Origin of the sequence: Pseudomonas sp. nanlin1, from assembly GCF_045571515.1 — a bacterium.
Classification (GTDB): Bacteria; Pseudomonadota; Gammaproteobacteria; order Pseudomonadales; family Pseudomonadaceae; genus Aquipseudomonas.
Genome location: NZ_CP124218.1, coordinates 1,566,395 through 1,589,931, shown reverse-complemented (window position 1 = coordinate 1,589,931; position 23,537 = coordinate 1,566,395). Strand labels below are relative to the sequence as shown.

General features: G+C 61.1%; 17 protein-coding genes. 9 read left to right on the top strand and 8 right to left on the bottom strand.

Annotated elements, in window-relative coordinates:
- Nucleotides 1–5: 5 nt before the first annotated feature.
- The 5 genes from QCL65_RS07420 to fadD2 form a co-directional block, all read right to left on the bottom strand.
- A complete protein-coding gene (locus QCL65_RS07420; RefSeq protein WP_407315611.1) occupies nt 6–1,133 on the bottom strand; it encodes a GNAT family N-acetyltransferase in 1,128 nt (375 codons plus the stop codon).
- Between the two features lie 57 nt (nt 1,134–1,190).
- Nucleotides 1,191–2,312, bottom strand: a complete 1,122-nt coding sequence (locus QCL65_RS07415; RefSeq protein WP_407315610.1) for a beta-ketoacyl-ACP synthase III — start codon at nt 2,310–2,312, stop codon at nt 1,191–1,193.
- A 91-nt stretch (nt 2,313–2,403) separates the two neighbouring features.
- Nucleotides 2,404–6,315 carry an ATP-dependent RNA helicase HrpA gene (gene hrpA / locus QCL65_RS07410; RefSeq protein WP_407315609.1) on the bottom strand — a complete coding sequence of 1,304 codons (3,912 nt, stop codon included), beginning with the start codon at nt 6,313–6,315 and terminating at the stop codon, nt 2,404–2,406.
- 160 nt (nt 6,316–6,475) lie between these two features.
- Nucleotides 6,476–8,161, bottom strand: a complete 1,686-nt coding sequence (gene fadD1 / locus QCL65_RS07405; protein WP_407315608.1) for a long-chain-fatty-acid--CoA ligase FadD1 — start codon at nt 8,159–8,161, stop codon at nt 6,476–6,478.
- 233 nt (nt 8,162–8,394) lie between these two features.
- Entirely contained in the window at nt 8,395–10,080 is a 1,686-nt protein-coding gene (gene fadD2, locus QCL65_RS07400) for a long-chain-fatty-acid--CoA ligase FadD2 (protein WP_407315607.1), read from the bottom strand.
- Between the two features lie 180 nt (nt 10,081–10,260).
- On the opposite strand from fadD2, the gene QCL65_RS07395 reads away from it, so the two are divergent.
- Entirely contained in the window at nt 10,261–11,229 is a 969-nt protein-coding gene (locus QCL65_RS07395) for an alpha/beta hydrolase (RefSeq protein ID WP_407315606.1), read from the top strand.
- Nucleotides 11,226–11,696 carry a MaoC family dehydratase gene (locus QCL65_RS07390; RefSeq protein WP_407315605.1) on the top strand — a complete coding sequence of 157 codons (471 nt, stop codon included), beginning with the start codon at nt 11,226–11,228 and terminating at the stop codon, nt 11,694–11,696. The genes QCL65_RS07395 and QCL65_RS07390 overlap by 4 nt, the downstream gene beginning before the upstream one ends.
- Before the next feature lie 198 nt (nt 11,697–11,894).
- Here the strand turns inward: QCL65_RS07390 and QCL65_RS07385 are convergent, their stop codons facing one another.
- Both QCL65_RS07385 and QCL65_RS07380 read right to left on the bottom strand, forming a co-directional pair.
- Nucleotides 11,895–12,056, bottom strand: coding sequence for a hypothetical protein (locus tag QCL65_RS07385; RefSeq protein WP_407315604.1), 162 nt, complete (start codon nt 12,054–12,056; stop codon nt 11,895–11,897).
- Nucleotides 12,057–12,103: 47 nt separating this feature from the next.
- A complete protein-coding gene (locus tag QCL65_RS07380; protein ID WP_407315603.1) occupies nt 12,104–12,442 on the bottom strand; it encodes an aspartate-semialdehyde dehydrogenase in 339 nt (112 codons plus the stop codon).
- Nucleotides 12,443–12,635: 193 nt separating this feature from the next.
- Between QCL65_RS07380 and rapA the strand changes: the two genes are divergently transcribed.
- On the top strand, nt 12,636–15,482 hold the full coding sequence (rapA, locus tag QCL65_RS07375) for an RNA polymerase-associated protein RapA (protein ID WP_407315602.1): 2,847 nt from the start codon (nt 12,636–12,638) through the stop codon (nt 15,480–15,482).
- A 144-nt stretch (nt 15,483–15,626) separates the two neighbouring features.
- Nucleotides 15,627–17,816 carry a putative bifunctional diguanylate cyclase/phosphodiesterase gene (locus QCL65_RS07370; protein ID WP_407315601.1) on the top strand — a complete coding sequence of 730 codons (2,190 nt, stop codon included), beginning with the start codon at nt 15,627–15,629 and terminating at the stop codon, nt 17,814–17,816.
- Between the two features lie 43 nt (nt 17,817–17,859).
- On the opposite strand, the gene QCL65_RS07365 is transcribed toward QCL65_RS07370, so the two are convergent.
- Nucleotides 17,860–18,165: a DUF2288 domain-containing protein gene (locus tag QCL65_RS07365; RefSeq protein ID WP_407315599.1), complete on the bottom strand. Its 306-nt coding sequence runs from the start codon at nt 18,163–18,165 to the stop codon at nt 17,860–17,862.
- 373 nt (nt 18,166–18,538) lie between these two features.
- Here QCL65_RS07365 and QCL65_RS07360 point away from each other — a divergent pair, with 373 nt between their 5' ends.
- The 5 genes from QCL65_RS07360 to QCL65_RS07340 all read left to right on the top strand — a co-directional run bounded on the left by QCL65_RS07360 (nt 18,539) and on the right by QCL65_RS07340 (nt 23,500).
- A complete protein-coding gene (locus tag QCL65_RS07360) occupies nt 18,539–19,651 on the top strand; it encodes a branched-chain amino acid ABC transporter substrate-binding protein (protein ID WP_407315598.1) in 1,113 nt (370 codons plus the stop codon).
- A gap of 209 nt (nt 19,652–19,860) precedes the next feature.
- Entirely contained in the window at nt 19,861–20,784 is a 924-nt protein-coding gene (gene livH, locus QCL65_RS07355) for a high-affinity branched-chain amino acid ABC transporter permease LivH (RefSeq protein WP_407315597.1), read from the top strand.
- A complete protein-coding gene (locus QCL65_RS07350) occupies nt 20,781–22,034 on the top strand; it encodes a high-affinity branched-chain amino acid ABC transporter permease LivM (RefSeq protein WP_407315596.1) in 1,254 nt (417 codons plus the stop codon). Before livH ends, QCL65_RS07350 begins: the two co-directional genes overlap by 4 nt.
- Nucleotides 22,031–22,798 carry a high-affinity branched-chain amino acid ABC transporter ATP-binding protein LivG gene (livG, locus tag QCL65_RS07345; RefSeq protein ID WP_407315595.1) on the top strand — a complete coding sequence of 256 codons (768 nt, stop codon included), beginning with the start codon at nt 22,031–22,033 and terminating at the stop codon, nt 22,796–22,798. The genes QCL65_RS07350 and livG overlap by 4 nt, the downstream gene beginning before the upstream one ends.
- Nucleotides 22,799–23,500, top strand: coding sequence for an ABC transporter ATP-binding protein (locus tag QCL65_RS07340; protein ID WP_407315594.1), 702 nt, complete (start codon nt 22,799–22,801; stop codon nt 23,498–23,500).
- Nucleotides 23,501–23,537: the final 37 nt, after the last annotated feature.

The window sequence follows — 23,537 nt, the reverse complement described above, 5'->3', positions numbered from 1 at the left end:
GGCCGCTACTGCGGCGCCCGATAAGGCAGCGATTCGCGGGCGTCGATGGCATAGGCTTGCACGCCCGAGCGCTCCTGCTCGAGGAAATCGCTGACCGCCGCCCTTAACCCAGGGTGCAGCAGGTAGTGCCAAGAGCGTGTGATGACCGGCTCAAACCCACGGATCAACTTGTGCTCGCCTTGGGCGCCCGCATCGAAACGTTGCAAGCCGTGGCTAATGGCAAAGTCCATGCCCTGGTAAAAACAGGTTTCAAAATGCAGCCGGTCATATTCGGCCAGGCAGCCCCAATAGCGCCCATACAGGCTGCCACCGCCCACTAGGCTGAAGGCCATGGCCACTGGCGTGCCCGCTTGATACGCCAGCACCACCCGGATCGCCTCTGGCATACGCTCGGCCAACAGGCTGAAGAACGCGCGGGTCAGGTAGGGGGCCTGGCGGCGCACGGCGTAGGTATTGGCATAGCAAGCGTAGACAAAGTCCCACAGCGCCTCGCTCATCTGCTGACCTTCACGCCATTCGAACGCTATGCCCTGGCCCAGCACCTGTTCACGCTCCTTGCGCATCTGCTTGCGCTTGCGTGAAGTCAGGGTGTCGAGGAAATCCTGGAAATCCCGATAGCCCCGGTTATGCCAGTGGTACTGGCAACCGAGCCGCTCCATCCAGCCTTCCTGGCTGGCCATGAGCTGGTCCAGGGCGGGGTCGGTGAAGTTGATATGCCCACTGGAGAGCCCCTCGGCTTGCAGGTAACTGGGCAATGCTTGCAGTAACGCCACGCCATCAGCGGGCTCCGCCGCCAGCAGCCGCGGGCCACTGACGGGGCTGAAGGGTACGGCACAGAGCAACTTGGGGTAGTAGTCGATGCCCGCGCGCCGGCAAGCGTCGGCCCAGCTATGGTCGAAGACATACTCGCCATAAGAATGCCATTTGCGATAACCGGGCAGCGCAGCCCGTAGTTGCCCGTCTTCGATGTGCAGCAAATGCTCGGCGCGCCAACCCGACTGGGGGCCAAGGCTGCCGCTGTCTTCCAGGGCACTGAGGAAAGCATGGCGCAGAAACGGCGAGGCCTCGGTGAGCAAGGCGTCCCAGTCAGCCGCAGGGAGCGAGGATAGGCTTTGCAACACGTGCAACGGCATGGCGGCTCCCGAGAGAACGGTAAGGGCCGGGCAACGCTGCGCCAGGCCCTTACCCTTTTAAAGTTTACGCAGAATCACGCTACCGATCGAATACCCGGCCCCGAACGAACTCAATACCCCCAACGCACCCGAGGGCAAATCGTCCTGGTACTTATGCAGGGCAATCACGGAACCGGCCGAGCTGGTATTGGCGTAGGTGTCGAGGATAACCGGCGCTTCTTCCACGCTGGCATCGCGACCCAGCAGCTTCTTGACGATCAGGTGGTTCATGCTGAGGTTAGCCTGATGCAGCCAAAAACGCCGGATATCAGTGACCTGCAAGTTATTTTCCGCCAGATGCTGGGCAATCAAGTCCGCCACCATGGGGCACACTTCACGGAACACCTTGCGCCCTTCCTGCACGAAAAGCTTGTCACGGGCACCCTCGCCCTCTTCCCCGGCGCGGTTCAGAAAACCGAAGTTGTTGCGAATATTGTTGGAAAACTGCGTCAACAGCTTGCTGCTGACCACCGCCAACTGGTTGGCCGAGGTGGCCAGATCTGCGCGTTCGACCACCAGTGCAGTGGCGGCGTCGCCGAAAATAAAGTGGCTGTCACGGTCGCGGAAATTCAGGTGCCCGGTGCAGATTTCCGGGTTTACCAGCAACACGGCGCGGGCCTGGCCCAACTGCACGGCATTGCTGGCCGCCTGCAAGCCAAAGGTGGCCGACGAGCAAGCCACGTTCATGTCAAAGCCGAAGCCCTGAATACCCAACGCCTGCTGCACCTCGATGGACAGTGCCGGGTAAGGCCGTGGCAGGTTGGAGCAAGCGACGATCACCGCGTCGATGTCAGCAGCCGTCTTGCCGGCGCGCTGCAGCGCTTGCTCAGCCGCCGCTACGGCCATCTGGCACAGGATCGAAGGCTCGTCATTGCCACGCTCTGGCAAGCGCGGTTTCATCCGCTGGGGGTCGAGGATGCCGGCTTTATCCATGACGAAGCGGCTTTTGATCCCTGAGGCTTTTTCGATAAAGGCAGCGTCCGAAGGCCCCAGGGCCTGCACCTCACCCTGCTCGATGGCGGCCGCGTTGGTGGTATTGAATTGTTCAACATAGCAGTTGAACGACTCCACCAACTCTTCGTTGGAAATGCTCTCGGCCGGGGTGTACAGGCCGGTACCGCTGATCACCACGTTGTGCACGCGCGTTCCTCTTTTATCTGCCGCTCGGGGCGGGGGAAATCTTGTAATAATTAAGCGCCGAGTTTGCCATATTCAGCGCTCGCGCGCTTCTTCAGCCCTCTACCTGCGCCCACTGCTTGCTCAGCCGCTTGTCGGAGATCGGCACCCGTGTACCCAACTGCTGCCCAAACAACGACACCCGGTACTCTTCCAGCCACCAACGGTACAGCGCCAGCTCCGGGTCGCGTTTGCCTTCCTGGGCGTGCTTGCTGGCCCGGGCCTGGTACTGCGCCCACAAGCCCGCCAGTTCACCACTCCATACCCGGTCACGCTGAACCTGCGCAGCGGCTTTCTCCAGGCGCAATTCTATGGCTTTCAGATAGCGCGGCAGTTCTTTCAGCCAGGCGGCGGGCGTATCGCGGACAAAGCCTGGGTAGACCAGGTTGGCCAACTGCTGCTTGATGTCATTGAGCGCCACCGCCTGGGCCAGGTCGATCTTGCCTTTGAAGCGTTTTTGCAGCCCGTGCCACTGGCTCAGGATGTCCAGGGTCAAGCGCGCCAAGCGTTCGGCATGGGCGTTCCAGTCGCCGCGCTTGCGCTGGGCCAGTGCCGCCAGCCCGGCGCCGTCGCGGGGCAAGGGGCTTTCGCCATCGAGAATGCAGCTGTCGAGGCTGGCCAGTAGGATGTCTTCAACCAGCGCTTCGATGCGCCCCAGTTCGCGATAAAGCAAGCCTAGCTCAGTCTGGCCGGGCAGTTTACTGCGCAAAAAGCGCGCGGGCTCGGCTAATTGCTGCAACAACAAGCGCTGCAAGGCACGCCGATGCTGGTACATGGCCTCGGCTTCGGTGGAGAAACGCCCTTCCTTCACCGTGCCTTTTTCTTCGACCAGCGCGGGATACACCGTCATCGACAGCCCCGCGATGCTCTGCTGGGTCTTTTCCGCGACGGCGTCGAAGGCCTTGGGCTGCACCGGCTGCTGGCTCTTGTCACTGGCAGGAATGGCCAGCGCGGCCTGGCTGGCTTGCGCAAAGCGCGCGGTCAGTTCGGCCAGGTCACGGCCTTCGCCGAGGAACTTGCCCTGGCCGTCGACCACTTCCAGGTTCATCCGCAGGTGGCTGTCGACCTGCTGCGCCGCTTCGGCCCAGGCTTCGTCGGACACCCGCACGCCGGTCATGCGTAACAGCTCACGGCCCAGGGCCTGGGGCAACGAACCTTCGGCAAAGCTCAAACGCTGCAAGGCCGCGCGCACGAAGTCCGGCACGGGGACGAAGTTCTTGCGCAGGGCCTTGGGCAAGTTGCGCACCAGGGCGATGCATTTAGCTTCCAGCACACCCGGCACCAGCCATTCCAGGCGCTCGGCGGGCAGCGCTGGTAGCAAAGGCGCGGGCACCCTGACCGTGACGCCATCGCGGGGGTGATTGGGCTCGAAATGGTAGCTCATGGCCAAACTCAAATCGCCCAGGTGCAAGGTGTCTGGGTACTGCGCGGCGGTCACCTCACTGGCGTCGCGGGCCAGCACGTCCTCTTCGCGCATGATCAGCAGGTTCGGGTCTTTCTGGCTGTGTACGCGGTACCAGCTGTCGAAGGTGGCGCTCTGGTGGATTTCTGCGGGCAAGCGCGCTTCATAGAAGCCGTAGAGGGTTTCTTCGTCGGCCAGGATGTCACGGCGACGGGCCTTGGCTTCCAGCTCGTCGAGTTGTTCGAGCAACTGGCGGTTGGCGCTCAGGCATCGAGCGCGCGACTGGATTTCACCGCGCACCAAGCCTTCGCGAATGAACAGCTCACGGGAAGCGACCGGGTCGATAGGGCCAAAATGCACCGGGCGACGGCCCACCACGATCATTCCGTACAAGGTGATTTGTTCGAACGCCACCACTTGGCCGCGCTTCTTCTCCCAATGGGGCTCGAAGTGGTTCTTCTTGATCAGATGCCCGGCCAGGGGCTCGATCCAATCCGGCTCGATTTTGGCCACCATGCGCGCATACAACTTGGTGGTCTCCACCAACTCGGCGGCCATCAGCCATTGCGGGCGTTTACGCCCCAGGCCGGATGAGGGGTGTACCCAAAAACGCCGCTGCCGTGCGCCCAGGTAGTCGCCCTCTTCGGTTTTCTGGCCGATCTGGCTGAGCAAGCCGGACAACACGGCTTTATGCAATTTGGGGTAATCGGCCGGGTCTTTGTTGACCCCCAGTTGCAGGTCACGGCAGATCAAACCCAATTGCCGATGGGCGTCGCGCCACTCGCGTAGGCGCAAGTAGTTGAGGAAGTTCTTGCGGCACCAATTGCGCAGTGCACTGGAACCCAGTTGCAGGCGCTGTTCCTCGAACCCGCGCCATAGATTGACCAGCGCGGCAAAATCAGAATCGGGGTCTTTCCATTGGGCGTGGGCCTGGTCAGCGGCCTGTTGGCGCTCCGGCGGGCGCTCGCGCGGGTCCTGCACCGACAACGCGCTGGCGATGATCAAGACTTCCTGCAGGCTGCCTTGGTGGGTGCCCTCGAGAAGCATGCGGCCCAGCCGCGGGTCGATGGGCAGGCGGGCTAATTGGCGGCCCAGGGGGGTCAGCTGGTTTTCGCGGTTAACCGCCGAGAGCTCCTGGAGCAGGTTAAACCCGTCGCTGATGGCCTTACCGTCGGGGGCCTCGATAAAGGGGAAGTCTTCGATCTGGCCCAGGCGCAGGTGCAGCATCTGCAAGATCACCGCCGCCAGGTTAGTGCGCAGGATCTCAGGGTCGGTAAAGGCCGGGCGGGCGTCGAAGTCTTCTTCACTGAACAGGCGAATGCAGATACCCGGCTCAACGCGCCCACAGCGGCCTTTACGCTGGTTGGCGCTGGCCTGGGACACCGCTTCGATGGGCAAACGCTGCACCTTGGCACGGTAGCTGTACCGGCTGATACGCGCCGTGCCGCTGTCGATCACGTAGCGGATGCCAGGCACTGTCAGCGAGGTTTCCGCAACGTTGGTGGCCAGCACCACCCGGCGGCCAATGTGCGACTGAAAAATGCGCTGCTGCTCGGCTGGCGACAGGCGCGCATACAGGGGCAGGATCTCGGTGTGCTTGAGCTGGGCCTTGCGCAGCATCTCGGCGGCGTCACGGATTTCCCGCTCACCCGGGAGGAACACCAGCACATCCCCCGGCGACCGCCGCTGATGCCGCTCGTAGGCTTCTATTTCATCGAGGGCGGCGAGGATGGCTTGGTCGACGCTAAGGTCGTCCTCGACCTGGTTGCCGTCCTCGTCCTGCTCACGGGTGAGCGGGCGGTACCAAGTTTCCACCGGGAAGGTGCGCCCAGACACCTCGACGATCGGCGCGTCGTTGAAGTGTTCGGAGAAACGCTGCAGGTCGATGGTCGCCGAGGTGATGATCACCTTGAGGTCCGGGCGCCTAGGCAGCAGGGTTTTCAAGTAGCCGAGCAAGAAATCGATGTTCAGGCTGCGTTCGTGGGCCTCATCGACAATGATGGTGTCGTAGCGCTCAAGAAACCGATCATGCTGGGTTTCCGCCAAAAGAATACCGTCGGTCATCAGCTTGACCAGCGTATTGGCCTCGCTCTGGTCTTCGAAGCGCACCTGGTAACCCACCAGGCCGCCCAACGGCGTGGCGAGTTCTTCGGCCACCCGGGTCGCCACACTGCGCGCGGCGATTCGGCGCGGTTGGGTGTGGGCGATCAGGCCGTGCTGGCCGCGGCCCAACTCCAGGCAAATCTTCGGTAACTGGGTGGTTTTACCCGAGCCGGTCTCGCCGGCAATGATCAGCACTTGATGCTCGGCCAGGACCTTTTTGATCTCGTCACGCTTGGCGGCGATGGGCAGGCTGTCGTCGTAGCGAATGCGCGGCACGCTGTCACGCCGGGCGTTGACCCGGGCGAACGAGGCCTGGACCTTGTCCACCCATTGCGCCAGTTTCAGCTCATCAGGTTTTTTCCGCAGTTCATGCAGTTGCCGGCGTAGGCGATGCCGATCGCCGATCATGGCCTGGTCGAGGTTTTTCAGAAGCTGGTCGATGGCGGGGGTTTGGTCGGTCATCAGGTACGCAAAGGCTACGCGGTAGAAAATATGCCGACGATTGTCGCAGATTTCGCCCCACGATTGATATTGGCGGGCAGCCTGCGGGGCTGGGAGACGTTTGGGGCATGGGTTTGCGAGGGTAGTTGACCGAGGCTTGAGCAGCCTCGGCCCTGGCACTTCAACGGGCCAGCTTTTTCAACTCTTCGTCGCGTAGCTCGCGCCGCAGAATCTTGCCGACGTTGGTGGTCGGCAGACTGTCGCGAAACTCCACCGTACGCGGCACCTTGTAGGCCGTGACGTTGGCGCGCATGTGGGTCATCACCTGTTCTTTGGTCAGGGTCACCCCTGGGCGCGGGACGATGAAGACTTTGATCAACTCACCCGACTTTTCGTCTGGAATGCCGATCGCCGCACATTGCAGCACACCCGGCAGCCCGGCCAGTACGTCCTCGAGCTCATTGGGGTAGACGTTGAAGCCGGAGACCAGAATCATGTCTTTCTTGCGGTCGACGATGCGCATATAACCGTCAGGCTGGATCAGGGCGATGTCGCCGGTTTTCAGCCAACCCTCGTCGTCGAGTACTTCGGCGGTGGCGTCTTCCCGCTGCCAGTAGCCCTTCATCACCTGCGGGCCGCGGATGCACAGCTCGCCGATTTCTCCGAAACCCAACTCTCGGCCTTCGTCGTCGATGGTCTTGCACAGGGTGGAAGGCACGGGAATGCCGATGGTGCCGATTTGGATGGCCTCGGCCGGGTTGACCGACGCGACCGGACTGGTCTCGGTCATGCCATAGCCTTCGCAGATGGAGCAGCCGGTCACGGCTTTCCAGCGTTCCGCCGCCGCCAGCTGCAGGGCCATGCCGCCGGACAGGGTGACCTTGAGGGCCGAGAAATCCAGGTTACGAAATTTTTCGTTGTTGCACAGGGCTACGAACAAAGTGTTAAGGCCCACGAAACCGCTGAATTTCCACTTGGACAGCTCTTTGACCATCGCCGGCAGGTCGCGCGGGTTGCTGATCAGAATGTTGTGGTTGCCCGCCAGCATGGTGGCCATGCAGTGAAAGGTGAAGGCGTAGATATGATAGAGCGGCAATGGCGTGATCAGGATCTCGCAGCCGTCATTGAGGTTGGAGCCCATCACCGCCTTGCACTGCAACATGTTGGCGACCAGATTGCGGTGGGTCAGCATGGCACCCTTGGCCACGCCCGTGGTGCCCCCGGTGTATTGCAGCACGGCGACATCGGCGCTGGTCGGGTTGGCATCCCTGACCGGCTGGCCATGGCCTTTGCGTAACACGTCATTGAAGGGGATGGCGTGGGGCAAGTGGTAAGCCGGCACCATCTTCTTCACGTATTTGATCACGGCGTTGACCAGCAGCCGCTTGAGCGGCGGCAGCAGGTCAGCGACCTCGGTGACGATCACATGCTTGACTGCGGTGCGGGGCACCACAGCTTGCGCAAGGTGAGCCATGTTGGCCAGACATACCAGCGCCTTGGCCCCGGAGTCCTTGAACTGGTGTTCCATTTCCCGCGCGGTGTACAACGGGTTGGTGTTGACCACGATCAGCCCGGCACGAATGGCACCGAAAACTGCCACGGGGTACTGCAGCACGTTAGGCAACTGCACGGCGATACGGTCCCCGGGGACCAGGTCAGTGTGTTGCTGCAGCCAGGCAGCGAAGGCCCCGGACAGCGTGTACAACTCGCCGTAGGTCAGGGTTTTGCCCAAATTGGTAAAGGCTGGTTTGTCGGCGAAGCGCTGGCAAGACTCTTTCAGTACCGCCTGAATGTTCGGATACTGGTCGGGATCGATATCCGCGGCGATACCTGCCGGGTACTTATCCTTCCAAAAATTTTCGATCATGGAAGCCCACTCCTCCAGCGACAACGTCCATCGCATTGTTTGCGATTATTATTGATATGTAATTTCGGATTCGCAGACCGAAAAGATCAAAAGCGCGCCGAGATTAGCAGCTTTGCGAAGACGCAGCCAGAGGCAATGGGCGGCCAAATGGTCACAAAAAAGACTAAAATAGCAATTTTAGTCACAATATTTTATGCTTTGCTCTTTTCTCTCGGGCCGCTCTGGATCAAGCCCTACGCGTCCCGCAGTTCACGCCGAAGGATCTTTCCGACCGCGGTCATCGGCAATGCCTCACGCAAGACGATCTGCCGTGGCACTTTGTAGCCAGTGAAGTTCGCCTTGCAGTAGGCCTTGAGCTGTTCCACGGTCAAGTCGGCGTCCCGCGCTACCACGAACAACTTGACGGCCTCGCCGGTGCGCTCATCGGCCACGCCAATCGCCGCACATTGCGCCACCTTCGGGTGGGCCATGACCACGTCCTCGATTTCATTGGGGTAGACATTGAAGCCAGAGACGATGATGAGGTCTTTCTTGCGGTCGACGATGCGTACGTAACCGTCAGGGTCAATCACAGCGATATCGCCGCTTTTGAGCCAGCCCTGGTCGTCGAGCACTTCGGCGGTCGCGTCGGGCTGCCGCCAGTACCCCTGCATCACCTGGGGCCCTTTGATACACAGCTCGCCCCGCTCGCCCAGCGCCAGCTCCTCACCCTGCTCATCAATGACCTTCAGCGCCGTGGCGACCACTGGGATGCCTACGCTGCCCAGGCGCTCGAAGCCACCGTAGGGGTTGGCGCACGCCACGGGAGAGGTTTCGGTAAGGCCGTAGCCTTCGACAACCGGGCACCCGGTGAGCGCTTGCCAGCGCTCGGCCGTCGCCTTGACCAACGCGGTCCCCCCGGAATTGGTGACTTTTAAATGAGTGAAGTCCACCTCCTTGAAGCGCGGGTGGTTCATAAGTGCGACGAACAAGGTGTTGAGCCCAAGAAATGCAGAAAAGCGCCAGCGCTTGAGCTCTTTGACAAAGCCGGCAATGTCGCGGGGGTTGGTGATCAGCACGTTATGGTTGCCGCTGACCATCATGCACAGGCAATTAGCGGTAAACGCATACACGTGGTAAAGCGGCAAGGGCGCGATCATCACCTCTTGGCCTTCGCGCATGATCTGCTCGCCGCTGGCGTCTTGCTGGCTCAGGCACGCCTGCACCTGCAGCATGTTGGCCACCAAATTGCCGTGGCTGAGCATGGCCCCTTTGGCCAGGCCAGTGGTACCGCCGGTGTATTGCAGCACCGCGAGGGTATCCGGCCCCAGGGCGCAGGGCCGCGGGGCCTGCCCGGCAGCGTCGCGCAACACCCGGTTGAACCGCACGGCCTGGGGCAAGTGGTAGGCCGGGACCATTTTCTTCACCTTGTCGACCAAGGTATTGACCAACCAGCCCTTGGGCGCCGACAGCAGATCGCCCATTCTGGCTTCGATCAGGTACTCCAGGGCGGTGTCGGGCAGCACTTCCTGCACCCGCTGACCGAACAGATTCAAGTACACCAGGGCGCGGGCGCCGGAGTCGTTGAACTGATGGCGCATTTCGCGCGTGGTGTACAAGGGGTTGGTATTGACCACCACCAGCCCGGCGCGTAAGGCGCCGAATACGGCGATCGGGTATTGCAGAACGTTGGGCAGTTGCACGGCGATGCGGTCACCGGGCGCGAGGTCGGTATGCTGCTGCAACCAGGCGGCGAACGCAGCGCTGTGCCGATCGAGCTCGGCGTAGCTTAGGGTCACTCCCAGGTTGCTGTAGGCCGGATGGCTAGAGAAGCGCTGGCAAGAGCGCTCGAATACATCGACCACCGAGCGGTAGGTGTCGAATGCCAAGTGGTTGGGGACGCCGGCAGGGCGTTTATCGTTCCAGAATTCAGCGTTCATTATTATTTTATCCTTTGCCTGCACCGTGTCGTCTTCATGCGCTTACGGGTTTGGCCGACGTTAGCAGGCGCGCGTCGACAGGCCTACCTGAATGCGCACACTATTAACATCCTGAATCTATTCCCTGCCCAAGGGATACGTTGCCCCGCTCGGTCCCCTTCAGCCATAAAAGGATTAGCCATGTCCGACGATGTTTTCTGGTTGCCGGCCAAAGATGGTTTGCGCCTCCATGCCTATCGCTGGCAGCCGCCCACACCGCCCAAAGGTGTGCTGCTGCTGGCCCATGGTATGGCCGAACACGCGGGCCGCTACGCCCGCCTCGGCCTAGCCTTGAATGCCGCAGGCTACGCGCTGTATGGGCATGACCAGCGCGGCCATGGCGAGACCGCCGCCACTGACCAACTCGGCCTGTTCGCCTATGCCAACGGCTGGCGCAAACTGCTGGACGACCTCGACAGCATGGCCGCCCACGTGGCCGCCGCGCATCCAGGCACCCCGATCTACCTGCTGGGCCATAGCATGGGCAGCTACATCGGCCAGGCCTGGCTGATGCGCCAACCCAACCTGCAAGGGGCGATCCTCAGTGGCTCGACCTTCCACCCTGCCCTGTATTACCGCTGCATGCGCACCGTGGCCATGCTCGAGCGCTGGCGCCAGGGCGCTGAGGGCCGCAGCGCGCTCATCGAATGGCTGTCGTTCAGGCGCATGAACGAACGTTTCAAACCGAACCGCACGCGCTTCGATTGGCTGAGCAGCGTACCCGCCGAGGTCGACCGGTTTATCCAGGACCCCCTCTGCGGCTTCCGCTGCACTAACCAGCTGTGGCTCGACCTGCTCGCCGGGCTGGACCATATCAGCCAACCCAGGCACTTGGCCGAGATCGCTGCGGACCTGCCGTTGCTGATAATCGGCGGCGAATGTGATCCGATCAGCGCGGGCGAGCGTCTCACTGACCTCAGCACGGCCTTGCGTCGTGCCGGTAGCCGCGAGGTGCAGTTGAACCTGTACAGTAACGCGCGCCACGAACTGTTCAACGAAAGCCACCGTGAAGAGGTCACCGCCGATGTGGTCGCCTGGCTCGACAAGCACTTGCCAGGTACCGCTACCGCTCAAGACCCTAGCCAATCATCAAGGACTGTCATCCCATGACCCAGGTCAGCAACATCCCTTACGAAGACCTCGAAGTCGGCCAGACCGCACAATTCAGCAAAACCGTGGAAGAGCGCGATATCCAACTGTTCGCGGCCATGTCCGGCGACCACAACCCGGTGCACCTGGACGCTGAATTCGCGGCGGCAAGCATGTTTCGCGAACGCATTGCCCATGGCATGTTCAGTGGTGCGCTGATTAGCGCGGCGGTGGCGTGCGAGATGCCAGGGCCGGGGACCATCTACATCGGCCAGCAAATGACTTTCCAGAAGCCAGTGAAAATCGGCGACACCCTAACGGTGCGCCTGGAAATCCTGGAAAAAATGGCGAAGTTTCGCGTGCGTATCGCGACCCGGGTGTTCAACCAGCGCGAAGAGCTGGTGGTCGATGGCGAAGCCGAAATCATTGCGCCGCGCAAACAGCAGACAGTCACCCTCGTGCAACTGCCCCCTATCAGCATCGGCTGACGGGCAGCCGTTCAGGGGCAGTCCCGACGCTGCCCCTGGCTGACGCTCCAAACGAAAACAAAAAAAAGGCAACCGAAGTTGCCCTAAATGCCTTGCGTGCTCGTTGCCCAAGTTCCTGGGCGTTGCAGCTACGATAGCGAAAGCCGTAGGGGCAGCCATTGATCGAGATCAAAGGCGGCAGCGAAAGGGCTGATGGGCCTAGCGTTTTTTTGGCTTGCCCTTGGCTTTTTTCTTGGCTTTGCCCAAAGGCATCACCTGTTCGAAGACCTGGCGCATCTCGTTGAGGCGCTTGTCATTGAGGTCGTGCACGCGCTTGGCGCGCTCGGCGCCGAAATCGATCAGGTTGTCGTCTTCGCTCATAGGGGCAGCCGGCAATACGTGAGGGTGGGCGCTTATCATGCCGCGAGCTAGATCTGGATGTCGACCCACAGGCCTTGGCGCGGTTGCTCATCGACCAACGGCGCAACCGGTACGGTGTTATCGGCGTTGAGTTCGTCGCCCGGCACGGGCAGGTAGTCTTCCATCTGCGGCACTTCTTGACTGCGCCGGCGCCTATTCTGCTGGCGCTTTTGCTCTTCGCGCAGCAGGCGTGCTTGTTCTTCAGGGTCGCGCTGACGCAAGTCGACATTATTGTCGCTAGCGCTAGGCTGCAGCGGCACCACCGGCGGAATGTCCGGCGTCGGCTTGACCGGATCGAGTTGCGAGGTGACCGGTATGACACTCAAGGGGATGATCGGCGGCAACATGGGTTCAGGTCTCCTGTTCTCACCATGTCGGCGGGGCGGGCGTCGACTTGAGGCAATTTGTCGCAATTGTAACGATCTCGACACTCAACGACAGCTAAAGACAGCCTTTGAACCAGATTAATGACCAAGTTTTTGGCCCTTGGCCCGCTGATCCGTTAGAATCATGCGCTTTTCAAGGCGGGAGTCAGGCAGCATGGCGCAGCAGTATCAACCGGGGCAACGCTGGATCAGCGACAGCGAAGCCGAGTTAGGTCTAGGCACCGTTCTGGCACAAGACGGCCGTTTACTGACCGTGCTCTATCCGGCTACTGGCGACACCCGCCAATATGCCCTGCGCAATGCGCCCTTGACCCGCGTGCGGTTTTCCCCCGGCGATGTCATCACCCACTTCGAAGGCTGGAAGCTGACCGTGCGTGAAGTCGAAGCTGTCGACGGCCTGCTGGTCTACCACGGCCTCGACGCGCAGAACCAACTGCTCACCCTGCCCGAAACGCAACTCTCTAACTTCATCCAGTTCCGCCTGGCCAGCGACCGCCTGTTCGCCGGGCAAATCGACCCGCTGAACTGGTTCGCGCTGCGCTATAACACCCTCGAACACACCAGTAAGCAGTTGCAGTCTGCCCTTTGGGGCCTGGGCGGCGTTCGGGCGCAACCTATCGCCCACCAGTTGCACATTGCCCGCGAAGTCGCCGACCGCATCGCCCCACGGGTACTGCTGGCCGACGAAGTGGGCCTGGGCAAGACCATCGAAGCGGGCCTGGTGATCCACCGCCAACTGCTCACCGGCCGCGCCAGCCGCGTATTGATCCTGGTTCCGGAAAACCTCCAGCACCAATGGCTGGTGGAAATGCGCCGGCGCTTCAACTTGGAAGTGTCGCTGTTCGACGCCGAACGTTTTATCGAAAGCGACGCCGGCAACCCGTTCGACGATGCCCAATTGGCATTGGTCGCTCTAGAGTGGTTGACCGAAGACGAAAAGGCCCAGGACGCCCTGTTCGCCGCAGGCTGGGACCTCTTGGTGGTCGACGAAGCGCACCACTTGGTCTGGCACGAAGACAAAGCCAGCCCGCAATATTCCCTGGTGGAACAACTGGCCGAGGTCATTCCCGGCGTGCTGCTGCTCACCGCGACCCCTGAACAACTGGGCCAGGACAGCCACTTCGCGCGCCTGCGCCTGCTCGACCCCAACCGTTTCCACGACCTGGCGGCCTTCCGCGCCGAAAGCGAAAACTACCGCCCGGTGGCTGAAGCAGTACAGGAACTGCTCGACAAGGGCGCACTGTCGCCCAAGGGGCAAACCACGATCCAAGGCTTTTTGGGCGCCGAGGGCGATGCCCTGATCGCGGCCGTCAACCAGGGCGACAGCGAAGCCAGCGCCCGGCTGATCCGCGAACTGCTCGACCGCCATGGCACCGGCCGGGTGCTGTTCCGTAACACCCGTGCCGCCGTACAGGGTTTCCCCGAGCGCAAGCTGCACCCCTACCCGCTGCCCAGCCCCGTCGAATACCTGGAGCTGCCCCTCGGCGAGCACGCCGAGCTTTACCCCGAAGTCAGTTTCCAGGCCCAGGCCGAAAGCGGCGAAGAAGAACGCTGGTGGCGTTTCGACCCGCGGGTCGAATGGCTGATCGACACCCTCAAGATGCTAAAACGCACCAAGGTGCTGGTGATCTGCGCCCATGCCGAGACCGCCATGGACCTCGAGGACGCCCTGCGCGTGCGTTCGGGCATTCCGGCGACGGTGTTCCACGAAGGCATGAGCATCCTGGAGCGTGACCGCGCGGCCGCCTACTTCGCTGACGAAGAATTCGGCGCCCAAGTGCTTATCTGTTCAGAAATCGGCAGTGAGGGGCGTAACTTCCAGTTCTCCCATCACCTGGCCCTGTTCGACCTGCCCGCCCACCCGGACCTGCTTGAACAGCGCATTGGCCGACTGGACCGCATCGGCCAAAAACACGTTATCGAGGTACACGTGCCCTACCTGCAGAACAGTCCGCAAGAGCGGTTGTTCCAGTGGTACCACCAGGCCCTGAACGCGTTCCTCAACACCTGCCCTACCGGCAACGCCCTGCAACACCAGTTCGGCCCGCGCCTGTTGCCCATGCTCGAAAGCGGCGACGACGATCAATGGCAGGCCCTGGTCGACGAAGTCCGTGCCGAGCGCGAGCGCCTGGAAAGCGAGCTGCACAGTGGCCGTGACCGCTTGCTCGAGCTCAACTCCGGCGGTGAAGGCGAAGGCCAGGCGCTGGTTGCCGCCATTGAAGAGCAGGACGACCAATTCGCCCTGCCCATCTACATGGAAACCCTGTTCGACGCCTTCGGCATCGACAGCGAAGACCATTCCGACAACGCCCTGATCCTCAAGCCCAGCGAAAAGATGCTCGACGCCAGTTTCCCCTTGGGCGACGACGAAGGCGTGACCATCACCTACGACCGCAACCAGGCACTGTCCCGCGAAGACATGCAGTTCATCACCTGGGAGCACCCCATGGTCCAGGGCGGTATGGACCTCGTACTGTCCGGCTCCATGGGCAACACCGCCGTCGCGTTGATCAAGAACAAAGCGCTCAAGCCCGGCACCGTCCTGCTAGAGCTGCTCTATGTCAGCGAAGTGGTTGCCCCGCGTGCGTTGCAATTGGGTCGCTACCTGCCACCGGCGGCGTTGCGCTGCCTGCTGGACAGCAACGGCAATGACCTGGCGGCGCGGGTCTCGTTCGAAACCCTCAACGACCAGCTCGAAAGCGTGCCCAAAGCCAGCGCCAATAAGTTTATCCAGGCACAACGTGACGAACTGGCACCGCGCATCAACGCTGGCGAAGCCCGCATCGCCCCGCGCCACATCGAACGGGTGAGCGAAGCGCAGCGTCGCCTGGCCGCTGAAACCGATGAAGAGCTGGCACGCCTGACCGCCCTGCAAGCGGTTAACCCAACGGTGCGTGACAGCGAGTTGGCCGCCTTGCGCAAGCAGCGCGAAGACGGTCTGGCCATGCTGGAAAAAGCCGCCCTGCGCCTGGAAGCGATTCGGGTTCTGGTGGCCGGCTAGAAAATCGGCTGCGGTAGCGCCGCGGCCGTATTTGCGCCTTAGATCATTTGGCTATTAACTTAATTACCAAATGGTCAGGGTTGCACAGTGGCGATGTGCCCTATACTTGCATGGGCTAAGCACGAGCTACTATCGAGGCACGCTATGGAATGGCTAGGGCTGCGCTTCGGCGAGCTTTCGAATGGCAGCGCCTTGCTGCTGGAATGTTCTCACAACGGTTTCCTGGTTCTCCTGGCTTACCTGATTGCCTGCGCTGGCAGTTTCGCGACTCTGGACATGGCCGACCGGCTGCGCCATACCGAAGTCCCTAGGGCACGCACGCGTTGGCGCTGGACAGGGGCTGGCTGCCTGGCCGTTGGGGTTTGGGCCATGCATTTCATTAGCATGCTGGCGTTCGAAGCCCCGGTCGATCTGCATTACGACCTGGTAATCACCGTCGCCTCCCTAGTGATTGCCTTGGCCGCTGGCTGCCTCGCGGTAGACTGCATGGGCCGCCCCACCATCAGTTGGCTGCAGTTTCTGTGCACGGGGGTCGGCATGGGCCTGGCCATTGCCCTGATGCACTATGTGGGCATGTCAGCCATACGCTCCCATGCCGCGATGTACTACGACCCCGCCCTATTCAGCCTATCGATCGGGGTATCCATTGCAGCGAGCCTGGCGACCCTGGGCATCATTCGGCATTTTCGCAGCGGCAACGGCGCCATGCAGCACGTGCTCAAGCTCAGCGCCAGCCTACTGATGGGCGCAGGATTCGTCAGCACCCACTTCACCGGTATGAACGCCATGAACATGGCGATGCACCCAGGGCACATGTTTGCCCCAGTGACCACCAATAACGGCCAGCAGTTGGCGCTGACCATCGCAGCGGTCACGCTGATGATCCTTGCCGGCAGCGTCAGCGCCGCCATTGCCGACAAAAAATTACAAGGCAAAGAGCACGACCTGCAACGAGTCAATGCCTTGCTCAGCCAACTGGATCAAGCCCGCGCCTCGCTGCAACACGCCGCCCATTACGACGCCTTGACCAACCTGATCAACCGCCGCGGCTTCAACCAGATTTTCGCCGACAAGCTGCTCGAACAGCAAGCCAGTGGCGGCAAACTGGCGATCATGTTCCTCGACATCGACCACTTCAAACGCATCAACGACAGCCTCGGCCACGCCGCGGGCGACGAATTGCTCACCGTCATTGCCAGCCACATCACCCATGCGGTGCGCCACCCCGATGACGTAGTCGCACGCTTCGGCGGCGATGAGTTCTGTGTGTTGCTCGCGCTGGAACAGCAGCAAGACGCTGAACACCTGGCACGGCGTATCATGCAGCGCATGACGGCACCGATCAGCATTGCCGGGCGGCGCATGGTCATGACCACCAGCATCGGCATCAGCATTTACCCAGATGACGGCACCACCAGCGAAGAACTGCTGAAAAACGCTGACCTGGCCCTTTATCAATCCAAGGACAGCGGGCGCAACAGTATTCACTTCTTCAGCCCCAGCCTGCGTACCCGGGCGACGCTGGAACTGCAACTCGAAGAGGAACTGCGCCACGCCCTGCGTGAAGGCTCAGGGCTGGAGCTGTTCTACCAGCCCATCTTCGACCTGCGCAGCGGCACCGTAGCCAAACTCGAAGCCCTGATCCGCTGGCAACACCCCCAGCATGGCTGGCTGGCGCCGGACCGCTTTCTCGGGGTAGCCGAAGCCAATGGGCTGATCACCGAACTCGACAGCTGGGTATTGCGCCGGGCCTGTCGCGATCTCGCCCGCTTAAGCCTGGCCGGACATCCCTCGCTCAAGATGGCCGTCAACTGCTCCGCCTCGACCCTGGGCCGCGATGCCTTGCCCGGCGAGATCGCCGACGCCCTGGCCAAAGCGGGGCTCAAGCCCGAGCGCCTGGAACTTGAGGTTACGGAAAATGCGCTGATGAGCAACATTGCCAGCACCGCCGGCCTGCTCAATCAGATTCGTGAGCTGGGTGTGTCATTGTCCATCGACGACTTCGGCACCGGCTATTCGTCATTGGCTTACCTCAAGCGCCTACCCCTGGACACACTGAAGATCGATCGATCGTTCATTCAAGATATTCCTGCCTCTCCCCAAGACATGGAAATCGTCCAGGCGATTATCATCATGGCCCATTCGCTGCGCCTGCAGGTGGTCACTGAGGGGGTGGAAACCTTGGCGCAATATGAGTTTCTGCAGAGCCACGGTTGCGACTACTTGCAAGGCTACCTACTGAGTCGGCCGGTGCCGCTAAGCCAACTGGGGCCGGTGCTGGACAGGCTGCGCCAGCGTCAGGACCCCGCAGTGGGCAGGGTCGGTGAGCGCTAGCGGTGCACGTGCTTGACCAGTCGCCCCATGAAGGTGCAAACAGTCAATGCTGGGTACGCTCCTGAATCACTACCCAGGGTGATACCACTACAGCCCACAGCTCGGGGTCGCCCTCGGCAAATCCGACAGCCCTTGGGCTAGACAGCTTCTCGAGCTGCCCCTGGGCCAGCCAAGCGGCTACGGCCTGGCTCTGATCCTGCGCCAAGGCTTGGGCCACGGCAATCAAATCAAGCGCAGGGTCGACCCATAACAGCGCACCGCGGGCAAAGAACGGCTCTAAGTCGCCCCAGGGAATGACTGCAGTTTCGCCAAGCAGTTTGGCATAGAGGGTGCTAGGTTCTTGAGACATGGGCTCACCGACATTGAAAAACCCGGCAATGATAGCCTCGGTGCACCCACGGAAAAACCCGGTAGCACATAACCAATTGGCGGCTGCGACAGAAAGGCTAAGGATGTGGCGCCTCAAGCACGTCAGGGTGGGGGCTGGGTTCGGCGCTTTTCTGTACATATCTGTCGATTAAGCGACACCCCCTCTCCTCCCCTCGAACGCCTGCTTTTCAAGGGACAAAGCGGCGCTCTACACTGTACCGGTACAGTTATGGGGATGAGCGGGAGCCATGGATACCACAGGTTGCGGGGGTAGGCACCTGTCGGTAAACGGACCCGGTCCAACTGCCATAGCGCACGGACTATAAGAAATACAACACTTAGAGTGGAGCATTATGACTAAGCAGATTTCCAAGCTGTTCGCCGCCATGGTTCTGGCTGGGGTGGCCAGCCACTCCTTCGCGGCCGATACCATCAAAATTGGTATCGCCGGCCCTAAAACCGGCCCGGTGGCTGAATACGGCACCATGCAGTTCAATGGCGCGAAAATGGCGATCGAGCAGATCAACGCCAAAGGCGGCGTCGACGGCAAAAAACTCGAGGCCGTTGAATACGACGACGCCTGCGATCCAAAACAAGCCGTAGCCGTGGCCAACAAAGTGGTCAATGACGGCGTCAAGTTCGTGGTCGGCCACCTCTGCTCCAGCTCCACCCAACCGGCTTCCGACGTCTACGAAGACGAAGGCATCATCATGGTCACCCCAGCGGCCACCAGCCCGGACATCACCACCCGTGGCTATAAGCTGGTGTTCCGCACCATTGGTCTGGATAGCGCCCAGGGCCCGGCGGCTGGTAATTTCATTGCCGACCACATCAAGCCGAAAATCGTTGCGGTCATCCATGACAAGCAGCAGTACGGTGAAGGCATTGCTACCGCCGTGAAGAAAACCCTGGACGACAAAGGCGTGAAAGTCGCGTTGTTCGAAGGTATCAATGCTGGCGACAAAGACTTCTCTTCGCTGATCGCCAAGCTCAAGCAAGCCAACGTCGATTTCGTCTACTACGGCGGCTACCACCCGGAGCTGGGCCAGATCCTGCGCCAGTCCAAGGAAAAAGGCTTGAACGCCAAGTTCATGGGCCCTGAAGGCGTGGGCAACGACTCCATCTCGCAGATCGCTGGCGAAGCGTCCGAAGGCCTGCTGGTCACCCTGCCGAAATCGTTCGACCAGGATCCGGTCAACAAAGCCCTGGTCGAAGCATTCAAGGCTAAGAAACAAGACCCAAGCGGCCCGTTCGTATTCCCATCGTACTCGGCCGTGCAGGTCATCGCCGATGCGATCACCGCCGCCAAGTCTGACGATACCGACAAGGTCGCCGCTGCGATCCACGCCGGTAACTTCAAGACCCCGATGGGCGAACTGAGCTACGACAGCAAGGGCGACCTGAAGAACTTCCAGTTCGTGGTCTACGAGTGGCACTTCGGCAAACCTAAAACCGAAGCCAAGTAACCCCCTGGCAACACAATCCCGAAGCCCACTGCACCCGCAGTGGGCTTTGTTTTAAGAGTGATGGGCCAGGCGGCGCGATCCGTGGCCTGGCCCCCCTGAAAATCTTAAAACCGTTACCCGCGGTTCACTGGCACTGCCGTACGCGACGTGCAGCTCGCGACGCTTGAGTGGCCAGAGAAATGCAGATCAGGTTTTTAGGAGCGCGGTAAATGCCCGAGATTTTTCACTATATGCAACAGCTGGTGAATGGCCTGACCATCGGCAGCACGTATGCATTGATCGCCATCGGTTACACGATGGTCTACGGCATCATTGGAATGATCAACTTCGCCCATGGCGAGGTGTATATGATCGGCTCCTACGTAGCCTTCATCGTCTTGGCCGGTTTGGCCATGATGGGTATCCATAGCCTGCCTATCCTGATGATCGCCGGCTTCGCCGCGGCCATTCTGGTGACCAGCGCCTATGGCTACAGCATCGAACGGGTCGCTTACCGACCGTTGCGCAACAGCAACCGGCTGATCCCGCTGATCTCAGCCATCGGCATGTCGATATTCCTGCAAAACTCGGTACAGCTGTCCCAGGGCTCAGGCAACTTCGCCATTCCCAACCTGCTGCCAGGTAGCCTGACCTTCGGCCCGGGTGGCGCTCAGGAAGTACAGATTTCCTACATGCAGATCGTGGTGTTCCTAGTCACCCTGTCAGCCATGGTCGGCTTGACCTTGTTCATCTCGCGTTCACGCATGGGCCGCGCTTGCCGTGCCTGCGCCGAGGACATGAAGATGGCCAACCTGCTGGGCATCAACACCAATGGCATCATCGCCCTGACATTCGTGGTAGGCGCTGCGCTGGCGGCAGTTGCCGCAGTGTTGCTGAGCATGCAATACGGCGTGATCAACCCCAGCGCCGGTTTTCTGGTGGGGCTCAAAGCTTTCACTGCCGCCGTGCTTGGCGGTATCGGCAGCATCCCAGGCGCCATGCTGGGCGGCCTGGTCTTGGGCGTCGCCGAAGCCTTCGGTGCCGACCTGTTCGGTGACCAGTACAAGGACGTGGTGTCCTTCGGTTTACTGGTCCTGGTCCTATTATTCCGGCCGACCGGCATCCTGGGCCGTCCGGAGGTTGAGAAAGTATGAGCAAGCCTTTTAAATCCGCGCTGTTTAGCGCACTGCTGGTGTGGGCCGTGGCCTACCCGGTGCTTGGCCTGAAGCTGGCGTTTTCGGGCGTCACCCTGGTGGTGCAGAATGCCAGCGCCGGAACGGTGATCACCATCGCCGCCTGTTCGCTGCTGATGTTCTTGCGGGTGTTGTTCGCCGAACGCATCGGTGGCCTGCGCCGCAACAGTGGCACGCCCCTGATCCCGGCAAAAGCCGCCCATTTCTTCACCCTGCCCAGTACCCAGCGCTGGTTTATCCTGGCCTTGGTGGTACTGGCATTCGTTTGGCCGTTCTTTGGCTCGCGGGGCGCGGTGGACATCGCCACGCTGATCCTGATCTACGTCATGCTCGGGCTCGGTCTGAACATCGTGGTTGGCCTGGCCGGCTTGCTCGACCTGGGCTACGTCGGTTTTTACGCGGTGGGCGCCTACGGCTATGCCCTGCTCTCTCACTACTTCGGCCTGAGCTTCTGGGAATGCCTGCCACTGGCCGGCCTGCTGGCGGCGACGTTTGGTTTCTTGCTGGGTTTTCCGGTGCTGCGGCTCAGGGGCGACTACCTGGCCATCGTCACGCTGGGCTTCGGTGAGATCATCCGCATCTTCCTGCGCAACCTCACCGACATCACCGGTGGGCCCAACGGCATCAGCAACATCGAGAAACCGACCCTGTTCGGGCTCAGCTTCGAACGCCGGGCGGCCGAAGGCTCGCAGACCTTTCACCAGTTTTTCGGTTTGGAATACAGCCCGATCAGTAAGGTCATCTTTCTCTACCTGATTGCCTTGCTGATGGCATTGGCGGCGCTATTCGTGATCAACCGGCTGCTGCGCATGCCCATCGGGCGTGCCTGGGAAGCCTTGCGCGAAGACGAAATCGCCTGCCGCGCGCTGGGCCTCAACCCTACCGTGATCAAGCTTTCGGCCTTCACCCTGGGCGCCGCGTTTGCCGGTTTTGCCGGGAGCTTCTTTGCTGCCCGGCAGGGCTTGGTCACGCCGGAGTCGTTTACCTTCATCGAGTCCGCGATCATCCTCGCGATCGTGGTACTGGGCGGTATGGGCTCGCAACTGGGCGTCATCCTGGCGGCCATCGTGATGATTCTGCTGCCGGAATTGATGCGTGAATTCAGCGATTACCGCATGTTGATGTTTGGCGCCATGATGGTCCTGATGATGATTTGGCGCCCCCAAGGCCTGCTGCCCATGCAGCGTCCGCACATGGAGCTGCGCACATGAGCCGCGATATTCTGCACGTCAGCGACCTGAGCATGCGCTTCGGGGGCCTGCTGGCGGTCAACGGCGTAGGCCTGACAGTCAAAGAAAAACAGGTCGTGGCACTGATCGGCCCCAACGGGGCCGGCAAGACTACGGTGTTCAACTGCCTGACCGGCTTCTATCGCCCCAGCGGCGGCCAGATCCTGCTCGACGGCGAGCCCATCCAAGGCCTGCCCGGCCACCAGATCGCGCGTAAAGGCGTGGTGCGTACCTTCCAGAACGTCCGGCTGTTCAAAGACATGACCGCCGTGGAAAACCTGCTCATCGCTCAGCACCGCCACTTGAACACCAACTTTCTGGCGGGGCTGTTCAAGACCCCGGCCTTCCGCAGGAGCGAGCGCGAGGCAATGGACTATGCCGAGCACTGGCTGGAAAAGGTCAACTTGAAAGAGTTCGCCAATCGCACTGCTGGCACCCTGGCCTATGGCCAACAACGGCGCCTGGAAATCGCCCGCTGCATGATGACGCGCCCGCGCATTCTCATGCTCGACGAACCTGCGGCAGGGCTCAACCCCAGAGAAACCGACGACCTCAAAGCGCTCATCAGCACCCTGCGCGAGGAATACAACGCCACGGTACTGTTGATCGAGCACGACATGAAACTGGTGATGAGCATTTCCGACCACATCGTCGTGATCAACCAAGGGACACCCCTGGCCGACGGCACACCTGAACAGATCCGAGGCAACCCGGACGTCATCAAAGCCTACCTGGGGGAAGCGTAAATGCTGCGGTTCGAAAACGTTTCCACTTTCTACGGCAAGATCCAGGCCCTGCACGGGGTCAACGTGGAAGTACGCCAAGGCGAGATTGTCACCCTGATCGGCGCTAACGGTGCGGGTAAATCCACGCTGCTGATGACGCTGTGCGGGTCGCCCCGTGCGCATTCGGGCAGCATCCGCTACCTGGGCGAAGAATTGGTCGGCCAGGAATCGGCAATCATCATGCGCAAAAGTATTGCCGTGGTGCCCGAAGGCCGCCGGGTCTTCGCCCGCCTGACGGTAGAAGAAAACCTCGCCATGGGCGGGTTCTTCACCGAAAAAGGCGACTATCAGGAGCAGATGGACAAAGTCCTGGCCTTGTTTCCGCGCCTGAAAGAACGGTTCTCCCAACGCGGCGGGACCATGTCCGGTGGCGAACAACAAATGCTCGCCATTGGCCGGGCGTTGATGAGCAAGCCCAAGCTATTGCTGTTGGACGAGCCGTCCCTGGGCCTTGCGCCCATCATCATCGCGCAGATCTTCGATATCATCGAGCAGCTACGGCGCGACGGTGTCACGGTATTTTTGGTGGAGCAGAACGCTAACCAGGCTCTGAAGATCGCCGACCGTGCCTACGTGCTGGAGAACGGCCGGGTGGTGATGGAAGGCAGCGGTGAGACCCTGCTGACCGACCCCAAGGTGCGCGAAGCTTATCTAGGCGGTTAGCCCATAGATCGGGGGCCGCGTTCCGCAGGCCCCCGAT